The organism is Flavobacterium sp. AC267 (assembly GCF_979258715.1).
The window spans coordinates 4,606,020-4,630,149 of the sequence record NZ_OZ409875.1 but is presented as its reverse complement, the minus strand read 5'-3'; the positions used below and the strand labels follow the sequence as shown (position 1 = coordinate 4,630,149).

The window sequence follows — 24,130 nt, the reverse complement described above, 5'->3', positions numbered from 1 at the left end:
TGAGACTTGGAATTTGAAATTTAAATATTAAAAAATTGAATTAATTATCCTTCGTCTTCTTCAACTTCTTTTTTAGAACTGTCGTGCGGTAATTCCTCATCGTCATCGGTCGAATTCAATTCAAAGAAACTAAAAAACGAACCGCCATAACTTTTTTGAAAAGAGAAATTACTCAGATGATCCATTTTAGTGTATTTAGAATGCTCGATAATCATCATCCCGTCATCCTCCAATAAATCTTTTTCAAAAACCGTTAAAACAATTTTTTCAAAAGTTGTCTGATCCAATCCGTATGGTGGATCGGCAAAAATAATATCGTAAGTTGTTTTGCAGTTTTCTAGAAACTTAAAAACATCACTTTTAGTCGCGACAATATCAAAATCATATTCTGATGAAATTTGTTTGATAAACTTTACACATCCAAAATCACCGTCAACAGATGTAATTGGAGCACTTCCGCGTGAAGCGAATTCATAACTGATATTCCCAGTTCCCGAAAATAAATCGAGCACCTTTAAGCTGTCAAAACTAAAATGATTATTCAAAACATTAAATAATGCTTCTTTACTCATATCAGTCGTTGGTCGTACAGGCAGGTTTTTTGGCGGAAAAATTCTGCGTCCTTTGTATTTTCCTGAAATGATTCTCATGATTGAAATAAGATATAATGTTTTTGATTTTGAGCAGTTGTGAAATTGTTCTTTTCTTGCAGTTTTGTAACGTCTAGAAAAGAAATATGACGGATATATTTGTATGCAATAGCATAAAACGGATCATTTTCTGTAATGGTTCCCAGTAATTCCAATTGAAAACTTTCTGGGTTCAGGCTCAATTGTTCTGCGGTAAATAAGATGTAATAAATAAAATCTTCCGGTGTATTGTATTCAAAAGAATTGAACAATAAAAGCTTCTGATTTTGAACGACAATAATCTCGAAATTCCCTGGATTAAAATTAATTACCATTTTCTTTTCGTCATTATTGCGCGAATTATCCAGAATTTTTTCGACCAAAATACTATTGGCATGTTTGTAATCAAAAGAACCAACATTGTCAATCAAGAAATTATTGATGTTGATGTACGGAATGTAAACCGAATTCATCTGATAATTTGAAATTTGATCAAAGGTAAAAAAGTCAGTTTCAAATACCTTGGTAGTATATTGAAGATAACTTCCTAAATAGTTTTCATCAAACAAAGCGACTGGCACAAAAGTCGAAAGATTGTTAGTATGAATAACCAATACTTCATCATACGTATTTCTTAATTCAGGATTATTCTTGAATGCATCGCTGAATAAATCTTCAATTTTAGGAGTTTTGTAGGAAGTCTCAAACTTAATTTCTTTAAACGAAGTAATCACATTATTTAAAGTATCGAAACAGCAAAATGAAAATCCAGTCAGAGAAACCTGAATAGAAAGTTTTTTGTAATTTTTTGAAGTAATGTTAGTGTTTTGTAATGACATAGTTGATTTACAATTCGTTACCTGTTTTAAATCAAGAAAGAATTTAGGCGACCACAAACTTACAAATTAAAAAGGAACAATTATAACTGCAATTTCAAAAAACAATTTGAATTAAACTTTACTGTAAGGTTATTAAACGGTTTATTTATTTGAAATATAGGGAGTTGTGTTTTGTGTAGATATGATTTGATTGTAGTCTTAAATGTTTAGCATTATTGCATTGAATTTTAAAGTTTGGAATTTGGAATTTGATTCTTGGAATTTAAAATTAAAAAGTCGACCTTTGTATTTCAATATTACTTTATGAATTCTGCACTGTTTTACGGTATTTTACAAAAACGATTTCCTTTTGCTCCAACTCACAAACAGGATATTTTTTTTCAGAAAATTGCAATTTTTTTAACCGAACCTCAAAATGATACAATTTTCGTTTTGAAAGGATACGCCGGAACGGGAAAAACAACCGTTATTTCGACTATTGTTCATAATTTGGGCGATATCAATAAGAAGTTTGTGTTGCTTGCACCAACAGGCCGCGTGCAAAAGTAATTGCTAATTACTCCAATACGCCAGCATTTACGATCCATAAAAAAATATATTTTCCTAAAAAATCATCGGGTGGAGGAGTGGCTTTTACCAAACAGCAGAACAAACATAAAAATACCATTTTTATCGTCGATGAGGCTTCGATGATTTCAGACAGTACTTTAGACAGCGGTTCACTTTTGGATGATTTGATTAATTATGTCTATTCTGGAAACAATTGTAAAATGATTCTTTTGGGAGACACAGCACAGCTTCCTCCTGTAAATTCAGATATTAGTCCAGCGCTTGATATTCAGACTTTAGGAATACATTACGATAAAGAAATCGAACATATCGAACTGGACGAAGTAATGCGTCAGGAAGAAAATTCGGGGATTTTATTCAATGCGACGGAATTACGTGAACTTTTGAAAGAAAGTTTTATAACCGAGTTCCGATTTAATGTAAAGAAGTTTAAAGACATTGTTCGTTTAACCGATGGTTACGATATTCAGGATGCAATAAATATGGCGTACAGCAATTATAGCATTGAAGATACGGCTTTTATTGTTCGTTCGAATAAAAGGGCAAATCAATACAACGAGCAAATCAGAACCCGAATTTTATTTAAAGAAAGCGAACTTTCTGTCGGCGATTTTTTGATGGTTGTCAAGAATAATTATTTTTGGCTCAAAGAAACCGATGAAGCGGGATTTATTGCCAACGGAGATATTATTGAGGTTTTAGAATTATTCGGAATCAAAGAATTATATGGTTTTAATTTTGCAAAAGTAAAAATCAGAATGGTCGATTATCCAGATCAAAAACCGTTTGAAACGGTTTTAATTTTGGATACCTTAAAAAGCGAATCTCCGTCTTTAACCTACGAGGAATCAAATCGTTTATATGAGGAAGTGATGAAAGATTACGAAGATGAAACTACGAAATACAAAAGATTCCAAAAAGTAAAGGAAAACGAATATTTTAATGGTTTACAGGTAAAATTCTCCTACGCAATTACCTGCCATAAATCGCAAGGAGGGCAGTGGAATACGGTTTTATCGATGACCCTTTTTACCAAATGGCATTGACCGTGATTACATACGATGGCTTTACACGGCAATGACACGTGCTAAAAATAAGTTATATTTGATAGGATTTAAAGACGAGAATTTTGAAGAATAGTTTTTTTTAAATGTAAAATTAAAGGATATGAGGTTCTCACAAAAGATAGGAATGACTTCTATTAGAAATGTACTTCAAGTTGATTCTATAGATAAGAAATTAGAGAATCGACTTTGGAATACAATTCAAGAAAGTTTTTTTGATAAAATAGGATTGAATGTTTACGGCACTTATAAAAATTCAGATTTAGGTAATCTTTTGATTTTTATTTGGCAGGAATTTTATGGAAATTTAGTGGATGAGATTCCTCATAAAAGTATTGATGAGATTTCAACAATGAAATTTATTGATTATGTTAAAACATCTTTTTTTAATTGCCAGTGGTTTGAAAAATATGATTTTTTGGAATTTTTATCTAAGATAGATATTGATGGTGAGATTGGATTCGTGAAGAATTGTAATGATTCTTTAAAAAAGGAGATGTCAGCATATCGTTTAATTGATGGGTGTGTAGTTCAAATTACATCAGAAGAAGAAGTAAAAGAGATTGAGGAGGCTATTTGCAATTCAAATAAATGGGAACCTGTAAATATTCATTTGAAAACTGCAATTTATTACTTTTCGAATAGAGAGAATCCTGACTATAGAAATTCGATAAAAGAAGCTATTTCTTCAATAGAATCTTTATGTGTAATTATCACAGGAGATTCAAAGGCTACATTAGGTCCAACATTAGGAGTTATTGAGAAACAGTATAAAATTCATGGTGCCTTAAAAAGTGCATTTACTTCTTTGTATGGATATACAAGTGATTCAGGAGGTATTAGACATAAATTATTGACGGATGACATTGAGGTTTCTATGGAAGATGCGAAGTTTATGTTAGTTTCTTGTTCTGCATTTATAAATTATTTACAGGTTAAGATTGAAAAGTAGTATTAAAATGACAACATTAAACGATTTACATTCCATTTCATCAAAGTTTTCGAATACTGATAAAATGCCGGTTTTGTTTTTGGGACACGGAAGTCCGATGAATGCGATTGAAGAAAATCAGTTTGTCGCAGGTTTTCGGGAATTGGCCAAAACATTACCGCGACCCAATGCCATTTTATGCGTTTCGGCGCATTGGTTTACCAAAGGAACAAAAGTGACTGCGATGGAAATGCCCAGAACCATTCATGATTTTGGAGGTTTTCCGCAGGCTCTTTTTGATGTGCAGTATCCTGCAAAAGGAAGTCCAGAATTAGCTCTTGAAACTCAGAAAATCCTAGATCCCGTAATGGTCGAATTAGACGAACACTGGGGATTGGATCATGGCGCATGGAGCGTAATTAAACATTTGTATCCCAATGCAGATGTTCCTGTAATTCAGTTAAGCATTGATTATACCAAATCGGGTCAATATCATTTTGAATTGGCGCAGAAATTACAAGCATTACGTTATAAAGGTGTTTTGATTATTGGAAGCGGTAATATTGTTCATAATCTACGAATGGTTGATTTCAGAAATTTTGATAAAGACAATTATGGATACGATTGGGCTATAGAAGCGCGCCAGACTGTAAACGATTATTTATTGGATGGTAATTTTCAGCCTCTGATTGATTTCGAAAAAATGAATAAAGCCGTTCAGATGGCTGTTCCAACGCCAGAACATTATTTGCCATTGCTTTATACTTTAGGTTTAAAAGACAAAACAGATGAATTGGATTTGTTTAATGATAAATTATTAGCTGGTTCTTTAAGTATGACTTCAGTAAAAATTATATAAAGAAATTCAGTAAATCTCTGTGAAAATCTTTGTGAATCTCTGTGTTAGATTATTTTGCAAAGTTGCACGTAGATTTTTTACAGAGTTTTACAAAGAAAAATAAATTTAAAAAAATTAGAATGAAAATAATAGCGGTAATTCCGGCGCGATATGCATCAACACGTTTTCCTGCAAAATTAATGCAGGATTTAGGAGGTAAAACGGTAATTTTAAGAACCTATGAAGCTTCTGTTGCAACAAACTTATTCGATGATGTTTTTGTAGTAACCGATTCTGATTTGATTTTTGATGAAATCGTTTCCAATGGGGGAAAAGCAATTATGAGTATCAAAGAACACGAATCTGGAAGCGATCGTATTGCCGAAGCCATTGCAGATCTTGATGTTGATATTGTGGTAAATGTTCAAGGTGATGAACCTTTTACAGAAGCAAGACCTTTAGAGCAGGTTTTGTCTGTTTTTAAAAATGATCTGGATAAAAAGATTGACTTGGCTTCGCTAATGCGCGAAATTAAAGATGAGGACGAAATCAACAATCCAAACAATGTAAAAGTTGTGGTGGATCAGTCGCAGTTTGCGTTGTATTTTTCAAGATCTGTGATTCCGTATGCAAGAGAGAAAAATGTTGGAGTACGATATTTCCAGCACATCGGAATCTATGCTTTTAGAAAACAAGCTTTGTTAGACTTTTACAGCCTTCCTATGAGATCTTTAGAAGCTTCTGAGAAACTGGAGCAGTTACGTTATTTAGAGTTCGGAAAACGCATTAAAATGGTTGAAACAACCCATGTTGGAATTGGAATTGATACGGCTGAGGATTTGGAAAGAGCTAAGGCTATGTTGAAGGATATTTAGATTGATTGTAATTGAACACTGATAAAACGGATTCGCTTTCGCGAAAGCGCTGATGCGACTGGATTTTTACGTACAATTTGTCATCCTGAGGAACGAAGGATCACACTCGTTAATCGGCAAAGGTTGATGACTTTCTATTCGGAGTTTCTTGTGTGATCCTTCGTTCCTCAGGATGACAAATGCAAAAAAAAGCTCCAAAATTTTGGAGCTTTTTTAGTATCTAAAACATTCTAAATCTTAATATAAACTAGGAAATTTAGAAGGATTAACTTCATGCATCATGTCGTACACTTTCTCAAAAATATCTTCTGCAGAAGGTTTAGAGAAATAATCTCCGTCAGTTCCGTATGCAGGTCTGTGCGCTTTAGCGTACTAAAGTCTGCGGTTTGCTGTCTAGATATTTATATGCATCCTGTTCTTCTAAAATTTGTTGTAAAATGTATGCCGAAGCGCCACCAGGAACATCTTCGTCGATTACTAAAAGACGGTTTGTCTTCGCAATACTTTTTACAATATCTTTATTAATGTCAAACGGAAGAAGCGATTGAATGTCGATAACTTCGCAGTCAATTCCTTGCTCTAATAATTCGTTAGCGACCTGCTGTACTAATCTTAAAGTAGATCCGTAAGAAACTAAAGTAATATCTGCACCCTCTTTTAGTGTTTCTACAACTCCAATTGGAGTTTTGAATTCACCAAAATTCAGCGGTGTTTTTTCTTTTAGGCGGTAACCGTTTAAACATTCAATTACCAAAGCAGGTTCGTCACACTCTAAAAGTGTGTTGTAAAATCCTGCGACCTGCGTCATATCTCTCGGAACCAAAACGTGAATTCCACGAATCGCATTGATAATCATTCCCATTGGAGAACCAGAATGCCAGATTCCTTCCAAACGGTGTCCACGGGTTCTAATGATTAATGGTGCTTTTTGTTTTCCAACAGTTCTATATTGTAAAGTAGCTAAATCATCACTCATGATTTGAATAGCATACAATAAGTAATCTAAATATTGAATTTCGGCAATTGGTCGTAAGCCTCTCAAAGCCATTCCAATTCCTTGACCGATAATAGTAGCTTCACGAATTCCGACATCGGCAACACGAAGTTCTCCGTATTTTTCCTGCATGCCTTCTAAGCCTTGATTTACGTCACCAATGTTTCCAACATCTTCACCAAAAATTAAAGCTTCTGGATATTTAGAAAATAAAACATCAAAGTTATCACGTATAATCATTCTTCCATCTGAATCTGCTTTTGCATTTTCAGCGTATTTAGGGAGAACTTTTTCAACAGAAAAAATATTTTTAGAAGATTCAGAATACAAATTACTGCTGAAATTTTTCTGAGTTTCGGCGATGAAATTCGTAATCCAATTTGATAAAAGCACTTTACTGTTTGGAACTTCAATAAAACGAAGAATCTTTCTAGCGTAAACCAATAGTTCCTTTTTCAAAGGCGCTTTGATTACACTTAGCTCAGCAATTAATTTTTTAATTCTGTCTTTATGATTGATACTTGCTTCAGCAATTTGTTCCAATAAACTAAGAAGATTTTTTTGATCTTCTATAATCGGATTGATGAAAGAATTCCAAGCTTCTTTTTTAGCTTCTAAAACCTCTTTCTTTAATTCGAAATCAAGTTCTGCTAATTCCTCAGGAGAAGCAATATTAATGGCAATCATCCATAAACGCATTTGGCGGATACAGTCAAAATCTTTTTCCCAAGCCAGTCTTTCTGCACTTTTGTAACGTTCGTGAGAACCAGAAGTAGAGTGGCCTTGAGGTCGCGTCAATTCATTTACATGAATTAAAACAGGAATATGTTCTTCGCGCGCAATTGCTCCGGCTCTTTCATAAGTCGAAACCAATTCGGCATAATCCCAGCCTTTAACTCTAAAGATTTCATAACCTTTAGCGTCTTCATCGCGCTGGTATCCTTTTAAAATTTCAGAGATATTTTCTTTAGTAGTCTGATGTTTTGCATGAACCGAAATTCCGTATTCATCATCCCAAACACTCATAACCATTGGTACTTGTAAAACTCCTGCGGCGTTTATAGTTTCAAAAAATAAACCTTCAGAAGTACTTGCATTACCAATAGTTCCCCAAGCAACTTCATTTCCATTTACAGAAAATTTGTCTTTGGTAGTAATTCCGTCAACATTTCTATAAATTTTAGAAGCCTGCGCTAATCCCAATAATCTTGGCATTTGGCCCGCAGTTGGAGAGATATCTGAGCTTGAGTTTTTTTGTTTAGTTAAGTCTTTCCAAGAACCGTCTTCGTTTAGACTGTGCGTTACAAAGTGTCCGCCCATTTGTCTTCCGGCAGACATTGGATCAAAATCTAAATTGGTATGACCATATAAACCAGCAAAAAACTGCTTTGGACTCAATTCGCCAATAGCCATCATAAAAGTTTGATCACGATAGTATCCAGAACGGAAATCACCATTTTTAAAAGCTTTAGCCATGGCCAGCTGTGGTACTTCCTTTCCGTCACCGAAAATTCCAAATTTAGCCTTTCCTGTTAATACTTCTTTTCGACCTAAGAGACTACATTCACGGCTTGTTACAGCAATTCTGTAGTCATTCAATACCTCAGTTTTGAAATCTTCAAATGTCAGTGTAGTATTGTTTTTTTCTTTTATCATAATCTTGAAGGGTCATGTTTATGTCGCGAAATTACTTAAAAACAATCAATAATCATAATTCTTTAAACTAAATATAATTTAATTATTTGTATTTAAAATCAAAAAACTACGTACTTTTTTTATGTTATTTCTATTTAAAATTTATTATTATTGGTAAATCCGCAAGTTTTTGTTTAAAATTTATTTGATTAAAACCATTTTCGGGTAAAAAGAGTGACTAAAGTTTTTGGCGAAAATGTGATAATAAATCGTATTTTTTCATTGTATTTCGTTTGTGCAACTTCCCATCCGTTATTAGAATAAACAGGGAAATAAAGTTCAAAATAGTCTGGAACCAGATTTAATCGAACGCCAGTATCGTATGCAAAGTAATCTTTATGATGTTTATTTTTCAGAAAACCAACGTCACCGTAAAGTTCTACCCAATTCCAAACAGCATAACTGGCATTTAAAGTGGTCATCCATTGATTGGCGTAAGAAGGTTCTAATTGTGACTTAAAACCACCTTCGGCAATTACATACTGCTGACTGAAAAAGCCTGTCGTTTCCGATCTTCCAAAGAGATTATAATCAAATAAATAATCCGTTGGGCGATCTAAACCAAAACTAAAATAATCTGAATTTGTTGTATTGTAAATGAAACTTCCAGCAAATAATCTTAGGTTTAGTTTGCGATTATTTTGAAATAATCTTCGATATTCAACTTCTCCAGAAACTTTTCCAAAGCCTCCCGAAAATTGTAAATCGGTCATAAAGTTAAAATGATCAATCAATTCTGTTTTTGTATTGGAATATCGGGCGTTAAAAACAGAATAATTTGGTTCTGAATTGTCAGTGATAAATTCGCTCGCTTCACGATTTACAATGACCTGGCGAAATAAAAACTGTTGTTTTCTATTGTCTCTAAAATCTTTTTCGCGAATGCGGAAAACTACCATCGGATTCAATCTTAAATAAGTTGCATCTGGAGCGTAGTGAAAATAGTTCTGACTGATAGAATAACGTACATTAAATAAAGTGCTGTTTCTATAATATTGATTCCAAGAAAAAGCAGATGAACCTGAAATTGTCCCCGCCTTTATGGAATATGCGGGATTTATATCGAAATTAAAAGGCTTATCTAAAATGGTTTTATTATGAAAACGAATTCCCGGCGTAAAACCATCATAGTAATTATAAGTTAAAGTCGGAATATATAAAATCTGATTGTAGTAAGGATCTTCTAAATCCTTAGCAAAATTAAATTTAATCGGGCGATTGGTTACCGCAAGATGTTTTAATGATTTCCAGTTGTTTCTTTGGTTGTATTCAGGAACTTCATTGTCATAGTTGATAACAATTTTATCCGCATTTTTTCTGTCAAATTCGTAAACAGAATCTTTGGTTTTTGGTTCAATCCATTCTTTAAAAACGACTTGATTTTTTTTAAGGCCGTAAACAGGAATAGGAGCATAAATTCCAGTTTTATTTTTAATCCAGAACTTTACACTGTCTGCGGTTCTCGAAACATGCGAAAATTTATAATCAATAATATCTCTCGAATCAATTATCGTAGAAAAGAACCAATCTATATTTTTTGGACTTTTTTTAATTAGTATTTTTTCAAAATCATAACGATTCGTTTGTTCCTGTTTGTTGAGATTGTAAAATTCTTTTATGCTTTCAGGAACAATATTATGATTCAAATAATCATCCAAATAACTCAAACTTAAACCTGCGCGGTACTTGCTCGCGATTTGTTCGTTAAATTTGATTAAAGTGTTTTTAGGATCTCCTAAGGGCTGATCTAAATTTTTACGCGCCATCAGCATATAATAATAGCTGTATTGCTCATTAAAAGTTAGGTTGGTAATATTGTAACTTTTAAAAAGTTTCATGTCCGAAAGTCTTCCCAGCATTTTTTTATCCAAATGATTTTCTTCCATGTATTTCATCATGGCATAAATCTGAATTCCGTCGTAAACCCAATTGTCTTTTCGTGGATCAAGACGCAGACTATTTTTGAGATATGTACTTAAAAATGTTTTTAAAAACTGAATTTCAAATATAAAATCATCTGAAAACGGACTTATAAACGAAGGAAGCTGATTTAACCCATAAAAAGGATTTCTGTCATAATCTATCTGAGAAATCGTGATTTTTTCATGCGGATATTTACCAATAAAAGTTTCAGCAAAAGAGGCAACTCTGTCAATAATTAGGGCTTTCTGAATTTCGTCAATCTTCTTGTTTTTTAGATTTGTCTCTACTTCTATAGATCCATTATCATACGCTCTAAAGCTATTTTGTCTTTCGATATACAGACTAAAATCAGTTCTATTTTTACCCGAAAACGAATATGTGCTGTAATCGCTGTACTCTGTATTTTTAGAAACCGAATTCAAATCTGTTGAAACAGAATACTGATTCGGGATTTTAATCTCAACTTCATAATCTGTTGCGAGCATTCGCAATATCATCTAAATTGAAATTGTTATATGCTATAAACGAATGATTTTCATAACGTACAGGACTTATAAACCAGTTTTTTAAAGCCATTCCGCCATTTTGGTCGAAGCCAAAATTGGTAAACTTATCGTTAGGGGTTTTTGAGATATAAGTAAGATGTAAATCAATTTTTTCGCCAGGGGCAAGTTTCCGATTTAATTTTACGATAATATAATCAGGATTTTTGTCTGTTCTTTCCCATTCAAAAGCCATGGAATTGCTGTCTAAAAGATTTAGAATGGTAGTTTTTCCTCTATCTGCCGCTTTTGCTAAATGAAAGCCTCGGTAAAATTCATCCGAAAAACGTTTTGCCAAAGGCGTGTTTTTATCTGCGAAAGCATTATTCCAATCGTTTAAAGTAATTGAAATTAAGGTGTCGTTAGAAGTATTGTAGTACGTAATATCTTGTTTTACGTTCAGTGTTTTTAGTTCGAGATTTACCGCCACCTCCATCTTAGATTGATGTTGTGCTGTAAGTTTTATTGAACTTAATAAAACCAAAACGGTGCAGATAATTTTAAAAAACAATTTCAAGTATGGCGCAAAATTTATCAGATATACTTAAGTTACGTACATAAAGTTACTTCGGATTTTTGTAAAAATAGCATAAAAAAAAGCTGTTTAAAAAAACAGCTTTCAATTTTTATGATTTTAACCATAATCAAGGAATAGTCGAAAATTTAAATTTGCTTAGTTTCGATGCTAAGATTAAAAGAACTTATATCACTTATATGTTGGAAAAAAATTAGAAATTCGGACTTAGATCGTATTTCTTGTAGAATTTATCCAACACATCAACTACTTCATCTTCAGTATCTACAATCTTAAATAAGTTTAAATCATCTGGACTTACCGTATGCATTTTTTCAACCAAAACAGTCTTAACCCATTCGATCAAACCAGACCAAAATTCAACTCCAACCAAAATGATCGGGAATTTTCCAATTTTCTTAGTTTGAATTAAAGTGATCGCTTCAAACAACTCATCCAAAGTTCCAAAACCACCTGGCATAACCACAAAACCCTGCGAATATTTTACGAACATTACTTTTCTCACAAAGAAATAATCGAAATTCAAGTTTTTATCGTGATCAATATACGGATTAAAATGCTGTTCAAAAGGCAGTTCGATATTCAAACCAACCGAAATGCCGCCACCCAAATGTGCGCCTTTATTTCCAGCTTCCATAATTCCAGGACCACCGCCTGTAATTACACCATATCCCGCTTTACTAATTTTGTAAGCAATTTTTTCGGCCAATAAATAGTACTTATCATCTGGTTTTGTTCTCGCAGATCCAAAAATAGAAACACAAGGACCAATACGTCCCATTGCTTCGTAACCATTTACAAACTCCGACATAATTTTAAAAATTGCCCAGCTGTCATTCGTTCTAATTTCATTCCACGTTTTTTGTTTCAAACGGTCCTGAATTACTTTATCTTCATCATTATCAAAATCTTCTAATCTCATTTTAGGTATTTTAATTTATTATTTTGTTATTTTTTTCCTTGTTTTCATCTTGAGCGTGGTCGAAGGATAAGGAGCTATTTCCTGCTGTCCGCTCTATCTTTTGTGGTGAACCCCACCACAAAAGGATGCTTGCTTCCCATCAGGGCTAAGGCAGTTGGTTTCATAAGTTATTTAAATCTTGAAATAGAAATCTCTCAAAATTCAAATTTTTTACAAAAACGGCTAGCTAAATTAAGTCTTTTTTTGAGAATTGTCACAAGAATGCATATTTATTAATTTAAATGTAACAAATATGATTGGGTTGGTTTTGGTTTTTGGTTCATTATCAGTGTATTAATAAGTTGAATCAAAATTGGATCTTTATTATTTAAAAAGCTCCATTAATTTGACAAGTCAATGTATGATACGCAGAGAAAATCATTGGCATTTTTTTCATTCCCAGAAACGAGGAATCTCCGTAAGAAACTCCTCAATCAAAAATCGCAAATCTTTGTCGAGCTCCCTGTGGAGATTCCTCGTTCCTCGTAATGACAATGATTATGGAAAGATCCGAAGTATGCTATATTGTAGGGACGGATTTTAATCCGTCCTTTTTATATAAATAAATTACTCTAACTCTTTTTTCAAAAACTTAGCCGTATAACTTTTTTTATTTTTAGCTACTTCTTCCGGAGTTCCTTTTGCGATTAATTGTCCGCCTCCTTTTCCGCCTTCAGGGCCAATGTCGATAATGTAATCTGCAAGTTTGATTACGTCCATATTGTGCTCGATTACCAAGATGGTGTTCCCTTTATCAACCAATTTATTGATTACTTCCATTAAAACACGAATATCTTCAAAATGCAATCCGGTTGTAGGTTCGTCAAGAATGTAAAATGTATTTCCAGTATCTTTTTTAGACAATTCTCCAGCCAGTTTTATACGCTGCGCTTCACCACCCGAAAGCGTTGTACTTTGTTGTCCTAGCGTAATATAACCTAAACCAACATCTTGAATCGTTTTGATTTTTCTATATATCTTAGGAATATTTTCAAAAAACGGAACTGCTTCATCAACCGTCATATCCAAAACATCTGAAATAGATTTTCCTTTGTATCTAATTTCCAAAGTTTCTCTATTAAAACGTTTCCCTTGACACGTTTCACATTCAACATAAACGTCAGGTAAAAAGTTCATTTCGATTGTTCTTACACCAGAGCCTTCACAGGTTTCGCGAGCGTCCGCCTTTTACATTAAAACTAAAACGTCCCGCTTTGTATCCGCGAATCATACTTTCAGAAGTCATGGTAAACAGATTTCTAATTTCTGTAAAAACTTCTGTATACGTTGCTGGATTCGAACGTGGCGTTCTTCCAATCGGACTTTGGTCAATATCAATTACTTTATCAATATGTTCTAAACCTTCAATCTTTTTATAAGGCTGTGGTTTTTTTACGCCGTTAAAATAATATGCATTTAGAATAGGGTAGAGGGTTTCGTTAATTAAAGTCGATTTCCCGCTTCCTGAAACTCCTGTAACGCAGGTTAATTGGCCTAAAGGTATTTCGATCGAAACATTTTTCAGGTTATTTCCGGTTGCTCCAGTTAGTTTCAAAAACTTCCCATTTCCTTTTCTGCGTTCTTTCGGAATCTCTAATTTCATCGTACCATTCAGATATTGAGCGGTAATTGTGTTTGATTTTAGAGTTTCTGCCGGCGTTCCAATACTAATGATTTCTCCGCCGTATTTTCCAGCTTTTGGACCAATATCAATTACATAATCTGCTGTTTCAATCATGTCTTTATCATGTTCTACTACAATAACAGAATTTCCGATATCACGTAATTGTTCCAAAGATTTAATTAGTTTTTGATTGTCTCTTTGGTGTAAACCAATACTCGGCTCATCCAAAATATACAAAACCCCAACCAATTGCGAACCAATTTGTGTAGCCAGACGAATACGCTGTGCTTCACCACCAGAAAGTGATTTTGAACTTCGGCTTAAAGCCAAATAATCTAAACCAACATTCATCAAGAAATTCAAACGGTCTTTGATTTCCTTTACAACTTCAGAAGCAATTAAAAGCTGTTTATCGGTTAAATGATTATTTAAATCACTAAACCAAGCTGTTAAATCTGAAATATCCATATCACATAATTCCGTGATATTTTTCCCATTTACTCTAAAAAACTGTGCTTCTTTTTTTAGACGAGAACCTTCACAGACAGGACATTTAATTTCGTCCATAAAGTCTTTTGCCCAGCGTTTTATACTCGTTGTGGCACTCTCGTCGTATTGATTTTTGATGAAATTCGAAATTCCTTCAAAATCGATTTTATATTCTCTTGTAACGCCAAGATCTTTTGAGTTTACAGCAAATTTATCTTTCCCGCCATGTAAAATCATGGACATCGCTTCTTCAGGAATTTTCTCAATTGGATCCGTAATTTTAAAACCAAATTTTTCTCCAATGGTTTCTAACTGCTTAAAAATCCAAGAAGATTTATATTCTCCAAGAGGTGCAAAACCACCGCTTTTAATAGATAATTTAGGATTCGGAATAATCTTTTTTACATTGATTTCATGAACCGTTCCTAATCCGTTACAATGCGGACAGGCTCCTTTTGGAGAGTTGAATGAAAATAAATTCGGCTCTGGATTTTGGTATGAAATTCCAGTTGTTGGACACATTAAATTCCTGCTGAAATAACGAACTTCATTGCTGTCCTGATCTAAAATCATCAAAACATTTTCACCATGATGCATTGCGGTATTGATGCTTTCAGACAATCTTTTCTGATTATCCGGCGTATCTTCAATCTGCATTCTGTCTACTACAATTTCAATATCATGCGTTTTGTAACGGTCTAATTTCATTCCAGAAACCAAATCCTGAACTTCACCGTTTACACGAACTTTTAAAAATCCTTGTTTAGTGATTTGTTGGAATAATTCTGCATAATGTCCTTTTCTGGCTTTAATAACAGGAGCAAGAATATTAATTCGTTTTCCATTATAATCCTGAATAATCAAATCTTTAATTTGTTCATCAGAATACGAAACCATTTTTTCGCCTGTGTTGTAACTGTAAGCGTCTGCGCCACGAGCGTATAAAAGTCTCAGGAAATCATATATTTCAGTAATTGTTCCAACCGTAGAACGAGGACTTTTACTCGTAGTTTTTTGTTCGATCGCGATAACCGGAGAAAGTCCATCGATTTTATCCACATCCGGGCGTTCTAATCCGCCAAGGAATTGTCTCGCATACGCCGAAAAAGTTTCAACATAACGACGCTGGCCTTCGGCATAAATAGTATCAAATGCCAAAGATGACTTTCCAGAACCAGATAAACCTGTTATAACAACAAGTTTTTCTCTCGGAATGGAAATGTCTATATTTTTTAGATTATGAACTCTTGCACCAAGAACTTCAATAGTATTGTCTTTTTCTAACATAATTTTGAGCAAAACGCAAAGTTACCACTTTGATTTGTTCTTTTTGTGCTCGATAGCAAAACTTTATGTTACAATTAGTAACAAAAAACGCTAACTGTGAGTTAGCGTTTTCTTTTTCGGGTTGCCATATATTCTTCGATAGCTTCTTTGGTTGTGTACCAATTTCGGCCTTCTTTGTAAGCGTCAATTTTTCCTGTTCGGGCTAGTAAGCTTACATATTCCTGACCGTAATGGGCTTCTGGTTCGCTCACGATATTTTGTATGGGCTGATAATCGTAAGTGCTTCCTGGCATGGCTGTTAAATAGATATTTAAAGTTCTTTCGAGAGCCTGACACATCAAAAGAGTTAATTTTTGATAATTGCCATTGTTTGCCTGGTTAAGCGCTTCGTAATATTTCTTTCGATCATTCTTTAAAATAATTGCAGGAGGAAAGCCGCAACGCATCAATAATAAATTCATGCTCAAACGAACGGTTCGCCCATTTCCATCAAAAAAAGGATGTATCCAGACTAGTTTATGATGGTAAATAGTAGCGAGTTCAATATCATTTAATCCTAAAGGATTTGTGTTTATAAACTCAATTAATTCATCAAGATAATCTGAAACTTTATTTGCATTTGGAGGCATAAAGTTAGCACCAGAAATACGAACAGCCGCCATTTCGAATGCGTCCTGCAAAATCATCCTCAATAGATCGAAGGACTAAGCCATGAATCGAAAGAATATCAATACTTCTTAGTTTGTAATTATCATCAACAATTGAATATAAATAATCAATTGCTTTATCGTGATTGTGAGTTTCGAAATGTTCCCGAAGCGATTTCCCCTTAATCGTGATTCCTTCCTGAATTACCATTTGGGTTTCGCGCAAGCTCATTGTATTTCCTTCAATGCTATTAGAATTGTATGTCCATTCTAGAGATAAACTCTCGCGAATTTTGTGCAAAGCGATATTGGGCAATGGTCTGCTGTTTTGCAGGTCAAGCCTTTTTTTGTATAATCGATCAAATGTTGATTGAAATTCTTCTCGGTATGTTAAGTCAATATTCCACATAATCCTACAAAAGTACTTCTTAATATCGGATGGTGCAAATTTTTAACTTATCCGATATTAAGCTTATTCAATTGTCATGGAACGCAGTTTTGTTCTATAAGCCTCTAGTGCTATTGATTTAGAAATGAAGCCGTGGTATTTGCTATTTCGTAAAACAGGAAGAAATGCCGATTTTGAAATTTCAAATTTACTCATGACGATTTCCATGCTGTCAAAAGAAGTAATGGTTGCGTACCGGCGTTTTCATCACATCTTTAATTTGTGTGTATTTCACGCGGTACGGATTGAAAATAATTTCTCGGATATCATTAAAATGTACAACTCCGACCAAATCTTTTTCATGATCAACAACGGCAAAAACAACTTGATTAGAATGCGAAATAAGATCGACTAATTTGCCTAAATTTTCATCAGGATGCACCGTTAAATAATCACATTGAATGATAGCATCAATATCTAAAGTCGATAAAATATTAGAATCTTTATTACTGGTAAAAGCGTGGCCTTTTTTAGCTAATCCTTTTACGTCAAGCGAATATTTTTCAAAACGTTTCGAAATAGCGAAACTAATGGAAGATACAATCATAAGCGGAATCATTAATCCGTAACCTCCTGTTATTTCTGCAATTAAGAAAATAGCCGTCAATGGGGCATGAAATAAACCACTTAAAATTCCAGCCATTCCAACCATTGTAAAATTGGAAATAGGAAGTTTTGATAAACCTACGAGCGTTACAAGTTTAGAAAAGAAATAACCTAAATACGATCCTAAGAATAGAGAAGGAGCGAAGTTACCACCGTTTCCGTCGCTTCCAAGAGTAAGACCTGAAGCAAAAACTTTCATCATCATTGTTGCGCCTACAAAAAGCAGTAAAACCCATTGATTGTTTCTAAAATCTGCAAACAAAGTATTGTCTAATATTTTTCCTGGATCTGATTCAGATAAAGTTTTAATACTTTCATAACCTTCACCAAATAAAGTAGGGAAAATAAAAATAAGCAATGCTAAAAGCGACGAACCAATTAATGCTTTTCTGTAAGGACCAATTTGCTGCTTTGAAAAATAATGCTCTACTCTTTGAAAATTACGAGAATAGTAAATAGCAACCAGTCCGGTAAGAACTCCTAAAAGAACATAAAAAGGGATATTATGATAATCGAATGTTTCTTGTTTTTTGAAGCTTAAAAGAATGCTTTCGTCCAAAACAATGGCAGAAACTAAGGCACCAGTTGCGGCAGAAATCATAATAGGAGTAAAGGCAGAAATGCTGACATCTACCAGTAAAACTTCAATAGCAAAAAGAACTCCAGCGATTGGCGCATTAAAGGCGACCGAGATTCCAGCGGCAACACCGCATCCAATTAATAATGTTCTGTCTTTGTATTGCAGTTTGTAGTTTTGGGCAAAATTAGAACCAAAAGCGGCACCAGTTATCACAATTGGACTCTCTAAACCTGCCGAACCACCCAGACCAACAGTTAACGAACTCGTAATAATTTGAGCGTACATCTGCTTTTTCGGAATGATACTGGCTTTTTTAGCCACCGCATAAAGGATTTGTGAGGTACCTTTTTGGATAGTTCCGTTCAGGACTTTTTTAACCACAAAAACAGTCAGCATTATTCCAACAATAGGTAAAATACTATTGATGAAACTTAATTTCAGAATTCCGTTAATGTAAGTTGCAAACGAAAATACGCTGTGCGCAAAAGTTTTAAGGACAATAACGGCAAGGGAACACGATATTCCAATTAGAACGCTCGATAAAAAAATAAACTGTTTTGGAGTCATTAAGGATTGTCCCAAAGCAATTATGCTTTCTAATCTTCTGAAATATTTCTTTAGCATTCTCTTTAAAAATTATCGTTCTTACAAAATTAGTTTATAATCTTAGATTAAAAAAATAAAAGGACCAGTATTAAAAACCAACAGCGGTATCATCTCCTCTAAAGTCAGCTCCTGCTTCTAATTTTTTATCTGGTAAAACCAAAATAGCATCTACTTTTCCAATAATAGGAGTTGGTTTTTCGTTTATGAGATAATTTTTAGCTTTTAGTTTGTCTATGGTTTTGGTATCAAAAGTGTTAGGTTCAAAGGTAATTAAATCAGGCGACCATTGATGATGAAAACGTGGTGCATTTACGGCGACCTGCATACTTAAATTATATTCATACACATTTAAAATAGTTTGCAAAACAGAAGTAATAATCGTAGAACCGCCTGGAGTTCCCACAACCATAAATAGTTTTCCATCTTTTTCGACAATTGTTGGCGTCATAGAACTCAACATACGTTTTTGGGGTGCAATGCTGTTGGCTTCATTGCCAACCAATCCAAACATATTTGGAGAGCCTGGTTTGGCACTGAAATCATCCATTTCATTATTTAAGAAGAAGCCTAACTCATCGCAATAATATTTTGAGCCGTAACCGTCATTCAATGTTGTGGTCGCGACAATTGCATTTCCAAATTGGTCTACAATAGAATAATGTGTAGTTTCGGTACTTTCGGCATAATTCACTTTTCCTTCTTTTATTTCAGAAGATAATGTCGCTTTTTCAGGATTAAAACTTGCCATTCGGTTTCGTAAATAATCTTCGGACAATAATTCTTTTACAGGTATTTTGACAAAATCTGGATCTCCTAAAAAGAAACTTCTATCAGCATAAGCTCTTCTTTCTGCTTCTACAATAACTTGAATGGATTGATCAGAATTATGTCCCATTTTAGCTAAATCATACGGCTCAAGCATTTTTAAAATTTGCGCTAAACAAATTCCGCACTGCTTGGAGGAGCCATCGAAGTAATTTTTAAATCTTTATAAGTAAACTGAAGCGGTTTTCGCCACTTTGCTTCATATTTGGCTAAATCCTGCAGGGTAATGATACCGCCTTTTTTCTGAAGATAATCGACTAAAATTTTGGCCGTTTCGCCTTTGTAAAATTCATTTCGCCCTTTCTTCTGGATTCTTCTTAAAGTTTTGGCAAGTGCTGGATATTTTATAGTATCGTTTTCTTTAAAGTTTCCAGATAAAAGTGAAGATTCCCCGTTTATTTTAACAATGCTTTCGTGATAATCCTTTAGTCTCTTTTCTTGTTTTTGTGTAACTATAACACCTCTTTCTGCTAAAGCAATAACAGGTTCTAAAATTTTAGAAATGGGCATTGTTCCGTACTTTTTATGTACAGCAAAAACACCGGCAATAGTTCCAGGAACACCAATCGCAAGAGCAGTTTCGGTACTTTTTCCTTTAATGACATTTCCGTCACTGTCCAAAAACATATCTTTTGTAGCCGCCAATGGTGCTTTCTCTCGATAATCTAAAGAACCGACTTCACCATTTGCTTTTCGATACACCATAAAACCGCCGCCACCAATATTTCCAGCGAAAGGAAAAGCAACTGCCAGCGCCAATTCGGTTCCTACCATAGCGTCAAATGCGTTTCCGCCTCTTTTCATGATATCGGCTCCAATTTTGGAGGCTTCTTCGTGGGCAGAAACAACCATTGCTTTTGTTACAACTAATCCAGTTGGATTTGCATTCGTCTGTTGTGCATTGGAGTTGAAATATATGAGGGCAATTAAAAGCGTAATTTTTTTCATTTAAGCGTAGGTTTATAATGGAGAATAACGATTTAAAGAGAAATCAATTTTGCTTTGGCCTGTACTTTTATTTCTTCAAAAAAGGAAGTAAATTCTTCTTCAAAATCGTCGTAAAATTCATTCAGTTCTTCAATTGCAAATTGCATTTTAGAAATATTCTTAGAACGGCGGTCCATTTGAGTCAGAATTTGATGGATCCCTTCAGTAGTTTGATAACTTAAAAGCCAGTTTCTCTCAATCATATAAGGCATTAAACCTTGTGTTTTTTCGGTTAGAATATCATAATTATCATGCGGCGAATTATAGAATCGATTGATGAAACTCTCTAATTTTTCGTCTGAATAATTAGTCCAGTTTTTGGCCAAAAAATGATCATAAACAATATCTACAATTACTCCCGAATAATGATGGTATCTGTCGTGTAAGCGTTTGGTGCTTTTTCTAAAAATATCGTGCGAATCGGTATAAGTATCTATGAAGCGATGCAGTAAAATTCCTTTTTGAACATCTTCTGGAAAATGGGCAAAATGTTTTCCGCGAATTCCATCGGCCATAAAATTTCCAATTTTGATTAAATCATTTTCGCCAGAAAGATATATGTGGGCTAAGAAATTCATTTTTTTTGAGTTGCTAAGGTTCTGAGATTCTAAGTGGCTAAGATTCTCAGGCGCTAAGTTATTTTAGTAAATGTATAAAAACTTTTTTAAATGATTTTGTTATAAAACTGAGTTGTTCTAACACAGACGTGTAATGTTAATTTTGAAATCTTACAAAATTAGCACCTGAGTAACTCGGTAACTTTTCTATATTTGTAATAAAATAACCCTAACTCACAAAAATGACTCTAATAAAATCTATTTCTGGAATCCGTGGGACGATCGGAGGAAAAGTAGGAGATAATTTAACTCCTGTTGATGCAGTAAAATTTGCGTCGGCATACGGAACTTTCTTAAAAAATAATATTGCTAAAGATAAATTGACGGTTGTAATTGGTCGTGATGCCAGAATTTCTGGACCAATGATTCACAACTTGGTTGTAAATACTTTAATAGGTTTAGGAATCAATGTAATTGATCTTGGACTTTCTACAACACCAACCGTTGAAGTTGCTGTGCCTTTAGAAAAAGCGGATGGCGGTATCATTTTAACTGCTTCGCACAATCCAAAACAATGGAACGCTTTAAAATTATTGAATGCTAAAGGAGAATTTTTGAGCGGTGCAGACGGTGCTAAAATTCTTGAAATTGCTGAAGCTGAAGCTTTCGATTTTTCAGATGTTGATAGTTTAGGTGAAATTACACTAAACGATGCGTACATGGATATTCATATCGATGAAGTTTTAAACTTGCCATTGGTTGATATTGAAGCCGTTAAAGAAGCTAAATTTAAAGTTGTTGTTGATGGAGTAAATTCATCTGGAGGAATTATTATTCCTAGACTTTTAAAATTAATGGGAGTTGAAGTGGTAGAATTATACTGCGAACCAAACGGACATTTTCCGCATAATCCAGAACCTTTAAAAGAGCATTTGACGGATATTTCTGAATTAGTTGTTAAAGAAAAAGCGCATTTAGGAATCGTTGTGGATCCAGATGTAGATCGCTTGGCTTTTATCAGCGAAGACGGAGAAATGTTTGGTGAAGAATATACTTTGGTTGCTTGTGCAGATTATGTATTAAGTAAAACCCCAGGAAATACAGTTTCGAATATGTCATCTTCTCGTGCCTTACGCGATGTAACTGCCGCACATAACGGAAGTTATGAAGCAAGTGCAGTAGGTGAGGTGAATGTTGTAGAATTGATGAAGAAAAATAACGCTATTATCGGTGGTGAAGGTAACGGTGGAATCATCTATCCTGAATTGCATTACGGAAGAGACAGTTTGGTTGGAGTTGCTTTATTCTTGACGCATTTAGCAAATAAAAAAATCAGTGTTTCTGCTTTAAGAGCCTCTTATCCGGAATATTATATGAGTAAAAATAAAATTGAATTGACACCGCAAATTGATGTCGATGCGATTTTAACTCAAATGACAGAGAAATATAAAAACGAAGATATTTCTACAATTGATGGCGTGAAAATTGATTTCGCAACAGAATGGGTTCATTTAAGAAAATCAAATACAGAACCAATTATTCGAATTTACACTGAAGCACCTTCTCAAGATGCGGCAGATAAATTGGCTCTTCGTATCATTGACGAAATTAAAGTAATAGCTGGAATCTAAGATTTTAGTTTTTTAAGAGAACAAAGGGCTGTCTTCAAAAAAGTAGACAGCCCTTTTTCTTTTTTTTACGAAAACTCAGCTTTTTAGTTTGTCACGTGAAGTTATCATTCCATAGGAATGTTTCATTGGTAGAAAAAAATTGCCAGCCGTATTTACAAGTTCCGTAGGAACGTTTGATATGTAGATCGTTAAAAAATGATGTGAATCAAACGTTCCTACGGAACGAAAAATCGGATAACGTTATAATTTTCTACCGATGAAATGCTCCGATGGAGCAAAATATTTAGACTACTAGAAAGAATGTCTCCATTTTTGATACTGTATTTATTTTTTATGATAGCCTGAAATTAGCTCTTTAGTTTGTCACGTGAAGTTATCATTCCATAGGAATGTTTCATTGGTAGAAAAAAAATGCCAGCCGTATTTACAAGTTCCGTAGGAACGTTTGATATGCAGATCGTTAAAAAATGATGTGAATCAAACGTTCCTAAGGAACGAAAAATACGCTAACATTATAATTTTCTACCGATGAAATGTTCCGATGGAACAAAATATTTACACTACTAGAAAGGATGTCTCCATTTTTGAGACTGTATTTATTTTTTATGAAAGCCCGAAATTAGCTCTTTAGTTTTTCACGTGAAGTTATCATTCCATAGGAATGTTTCATCGGTAGAAAAAAAATTGCCAGCCTCATTTACACGTTCCGTAGGAACGTTTGATATTGAGATTGTTAAAAAATGATGTGAATCAAACGTTTCTACGGAACATAAAATAGGATAACGTTATAATTTTGTACCAATGAAATGTTCCGATGGAACAAAATAGTCGCTAGTTTTTAATAATCTTAACCGATTTTTTTACCTTTCCATAAACAGCATTTACCACATAAACCCCTTTTGGTAATTTATCGCCAATTTTAATATCTTGATTGGTAAAATAAGAATCAGAAGAAAAAATGATGTTTCCATTCATGTCTATAATTTTCAATTTTACAGATTCTGTTTCAGTTGATTTGATATGAAGAATCGATTGGTTTTTTACTGGATTTGGATACACTGTAAAACTATCTTTTCCAAGTTCCGATTCTCCAACACCGAGATTAGCAACCGCAACATCAATATAGTTGAAATTAAAATCGTTTGACTTGAATTTAATTTTCAAGTACACTTCGCCTTTTGGCAATGCAACAGCATTTACGATTTTATCAGCAAAAGTTTGATAACCGCCAGTGGCTGGAAATGTTTCGTCTGTTTTTACCACAACATCATTTACAAGTATGTCAAACTTACCAGTATTAGTGTAAGAAGCCACTCTGAAAGTCAAATTATAAGTTCCAGCATCTGGAACATTTAGCATAAATTCGTTCCAGTCTCCATCTTCAATAAAGCAAACATTTTGTCCTGTATTAGAATCTGTAGTAGTTTGTAAGCCAGTTCCTTTTCTT

Annotated in this window: 9 protein-coding genes and 8 pseudogenes; 5 read left to right on the top strand and 12 right to left on the bottom strand. The window is 33.9% G+C overall.

Annotated elements, in window-relative coordinates; all coding sequences use genetic code 11:
• Positions 1-44 precede the first annotated feature (44 nt).
• Positions 45-650, bottom strand: coding sequence for an RsmD family RNA methyltransferase (locus ACZZ95_RS24550; protein ID WP_463471094.1), 606 nt, complete (start codon positions 648-650; stop codon positions 45-47).
• The gene (locus tag ACZZ95_RS24545; protein ID WP_463471093.1) at positions 647-1,468 is read right to left on the bottom strand and encodes a DUF3822 family protein; all 822 of its coding nucleotides are present in this window, start codon (positions 1,466-1,468) and stop codon (positions 647-649) included. The genes ACZZ95_RS24550 and ACZZ95_RS24545 overlap by 4 nt, the downstream gene beginning before the upstream one ends.
• 303 nt (positions 1,469-1,771) lie before the next feature.
• Here ACZZ95_RS24545 and ACZZ95_RS24540 point away from each other — a divergent pair.
• The 4 genes and pseudogenes from ACZZ95_RS24540 to kdsB all read left to right on the top strand — a co-directional run bounded on the left by ACZZ95_RS24540 (position 1,772) and on the right by kdsB (position 5,746).
• Positions 1,772-3,178, top strand: a pseudogene (locus ACZZ95_RS24540) (ATP-dependent DNA helicase).
• A gap of 27 nt (positions 3,179-3,205) precedes the next feature.
• Positions 3,206-4,054 carry an AbiJ-NTD4 domain-containing protein gene (locus ACZZ95_RS24535; protein ID WP_463471092.1) on the top strand — a complete coding sequence of 283 codons (849 nt, stop codon included), beginning with the start codon at positions 3,206-3,208 and terminating at the stop codon, positions 4,052-4,054.
• Positions 4,055-4,061: 7 nt separating this feature from the next.
• On the top strand, positions 4,062-4,892 hold the full coding sequence (gene ygiD / locus ACZZ95_RS24530; protein ID WP_463471091.1) for a 4,5-DOPA-extradiol-dioxygenase: 831 nt from the start codon (positions 4,062-4,064) through the stop codon (positions 4,890-4,892).
• A 119-nt stretch (positions 4,893-5,011) separates the two neighbouring features.
• Positions 5,012-5,746, top strand: a complete 735-nt coding sequence (gene kdsB, locus ACZZ95_RS24525; protein ID WP_463471090.1) for a 3-deoxy-manno-octulosonate cytidylyltransferase — start codon at positions 5,012-5,014, stop codon at positions 5,744-5,746.
• A 237-nt stretch (positions 5,747-5,983) separates the two neighbouring features.
• Here the strand turns inward: kdsB and ACZZ95_RS24520 are convergent.
• The 8 genes and pseudogenes from ACZZ95_RS24520 to ACZZ95_RS24485 form a co-directional block, all read right to left on the bottom strand.
• Positions 5,984-8,396, bottom strand: a pseudogene (locus ACZZ95_RS24520) (alpha-ketoacid dehydrogenase subunit alpha/beta).
• 188 nt (positions 8,397-8,584) lie between these two features.
• Positions 8,585-11,336: pseudogene (locus ACZZ95_RS24515) on the bottom strand (gluzincin family metallopeptidase).
• Between the two features lie 292 nt (positions 11,337-11,628).
• Complete coding sequence (locus tag ACZZ95_RS24510) at positions 11,629-12,357, bottom strand: LOG family protein (RefSeq protein WP_095954412.1); 729 nt, start codon at positions 12,355-12,357, stop codon at positions 11,629-11,631.
• A 606-nt stretch (positions 12,358-12,963) separates the two neighbouring features.
• Positions 12,964-15,796, bottom strand: a pseudogene (uvrA, locus tag ACZZ95_RS24505) (excinuclease ABC subunit UvrA).
• Positions 15,797-15,897: 101 nt separating this feature from the next.
• Positions 15,898-16,852, bottom strand: a pseudogene (locus ACZZ95_RS24500) (Fic family protein).
• A 63-nt stretch (positions 16,853-16,915) separates the two neighbouring features.
• Positions 16,916-18,701: pseudogene (locus ACZZ95_RS24495) on the bottom strand (chloride channel protein).
• 70 nt (positions 18,702-18,771) lie between these two features.
• Positions 18,772-20,456, bottom strand: a pseudogene (gene ggt / locus ACZZ95_RS24490) (gamma-glutamyltransferase).
• Positions 20,457-20,488: 32 nt separating this feature from the next.
• Positions 20,489-21,073, bottom strand: coding sequence for an acyl carrier protein phosphodiesterase (locus tag ACZZ95_RS24485; protein WP_463471089.1), 585 nt, complete (start codon positions 21,071-21,073; stop codon positions 20,489-20,491).
• A gap of 221 nt (positions 21,074-21,294) precedes the next feature.
• Here ACZZ95_RS24485 and glmM point away from each other — a divergent pair, with 221 nt between their 5' ends.
• On the top strand, positions 21,295-22,683 hold the full coding sequence (glmM, locus tag ACZZ95_RS24480) for a phosphoglucosamine mutase (RefSeq protein WP_095954418.1): 1,389 nt from the start codon (positions 21,295-21,297) through the stop codon (positions 22,681-22,683).
• An 831-nt stretch (positions 22,684-23,514) separates the two neighbouring features.
• On the opposite strand, the gene ACZZ95_RS24475 is transcribed toward glmM, so the two are convergent.
• Both ACZZ95_RS24475 and ACZZ95_RS24470 read right to left on the bottom strand, forming a co-directional pair.
• Positions 23,515-23,742: a T9SS type A sorting domain-containing protein gene (locus ACZZ95_RS24475; RefSeq protein ID WP_463471769.1), complete on the bottom strand. Its 228-nt coding sequence runs from the start codon at positions 23,740-23,742 to the stop codon at positions 23,515-23,517.
• 72 nt (positions 23,743-23,814) lie between these two features.
• A pseudogene (locus ACZZ95_RS24470) lies at positions 23,815-24,102 on the bottom strand (carbohydrate-binding protein); the annotation flags it as partial.
• Between the last annotated feature and the right edge of the window lie 28 nt (positions 24,103-24,130).

Bases quoted from the DNA above. Each gene is read 5' to 3' on its own strand.
- ACZZ95_RS24550 (WP_463471094.1), bottom strand. From the start codon at position 650: ATGAGAATCATTTCAGGAAAATACAAAGGACGCAGAATTTTTCCGCCA.
- ACZZ95_RS24545 (WP_463471093.1), bottom strand. From the start codon at position 1,468: ATGTCATTACAAAACACTAACATTACTTCAAAAAATTACAAAAAACTT.
- ACZZ95_RS24535 (WP_463471092.1), top strand. From the start codon at position 3,206: ATGAGGTTCTCACAAAAGATAGGAATGACTTCTATTAGAAATGTACTT.
- ygiD (WP_463471091.1), top strand. From the start codon at position 4,062: ATGACAACATTAAACGATTTACATTCCATTTCATCAAAGTTTTCGAAT.
- kdsB (WP_463471090.1), top strand. From the start codon at position 5,012: ATGAAAATAATAGCGGTAATTCCGGCGCGATATGCATCAACACGTTTT.
- ACZZ95_RS24510 (WP_095954412.1), bottom strand. From the start codon at position 12,357: ATGAGATTAGAAGATTTTGATAATGATGAAGATAAAGTAATTCAGGAC.
- ACZZ95_RS24485 (WP_463471089.1), bottom strand. From the start codon at position 21,073: ATGAATTTCTTAGCCCACATATATCTTTCTGGCGAAAATGATTTAATC.
- glmM (WP_095954418.1), top strand. From the start codon at position 21,295: ATGACTCTAATAAAATCTATTTCTGGAATCCGTGGGACGATCGGAGGA.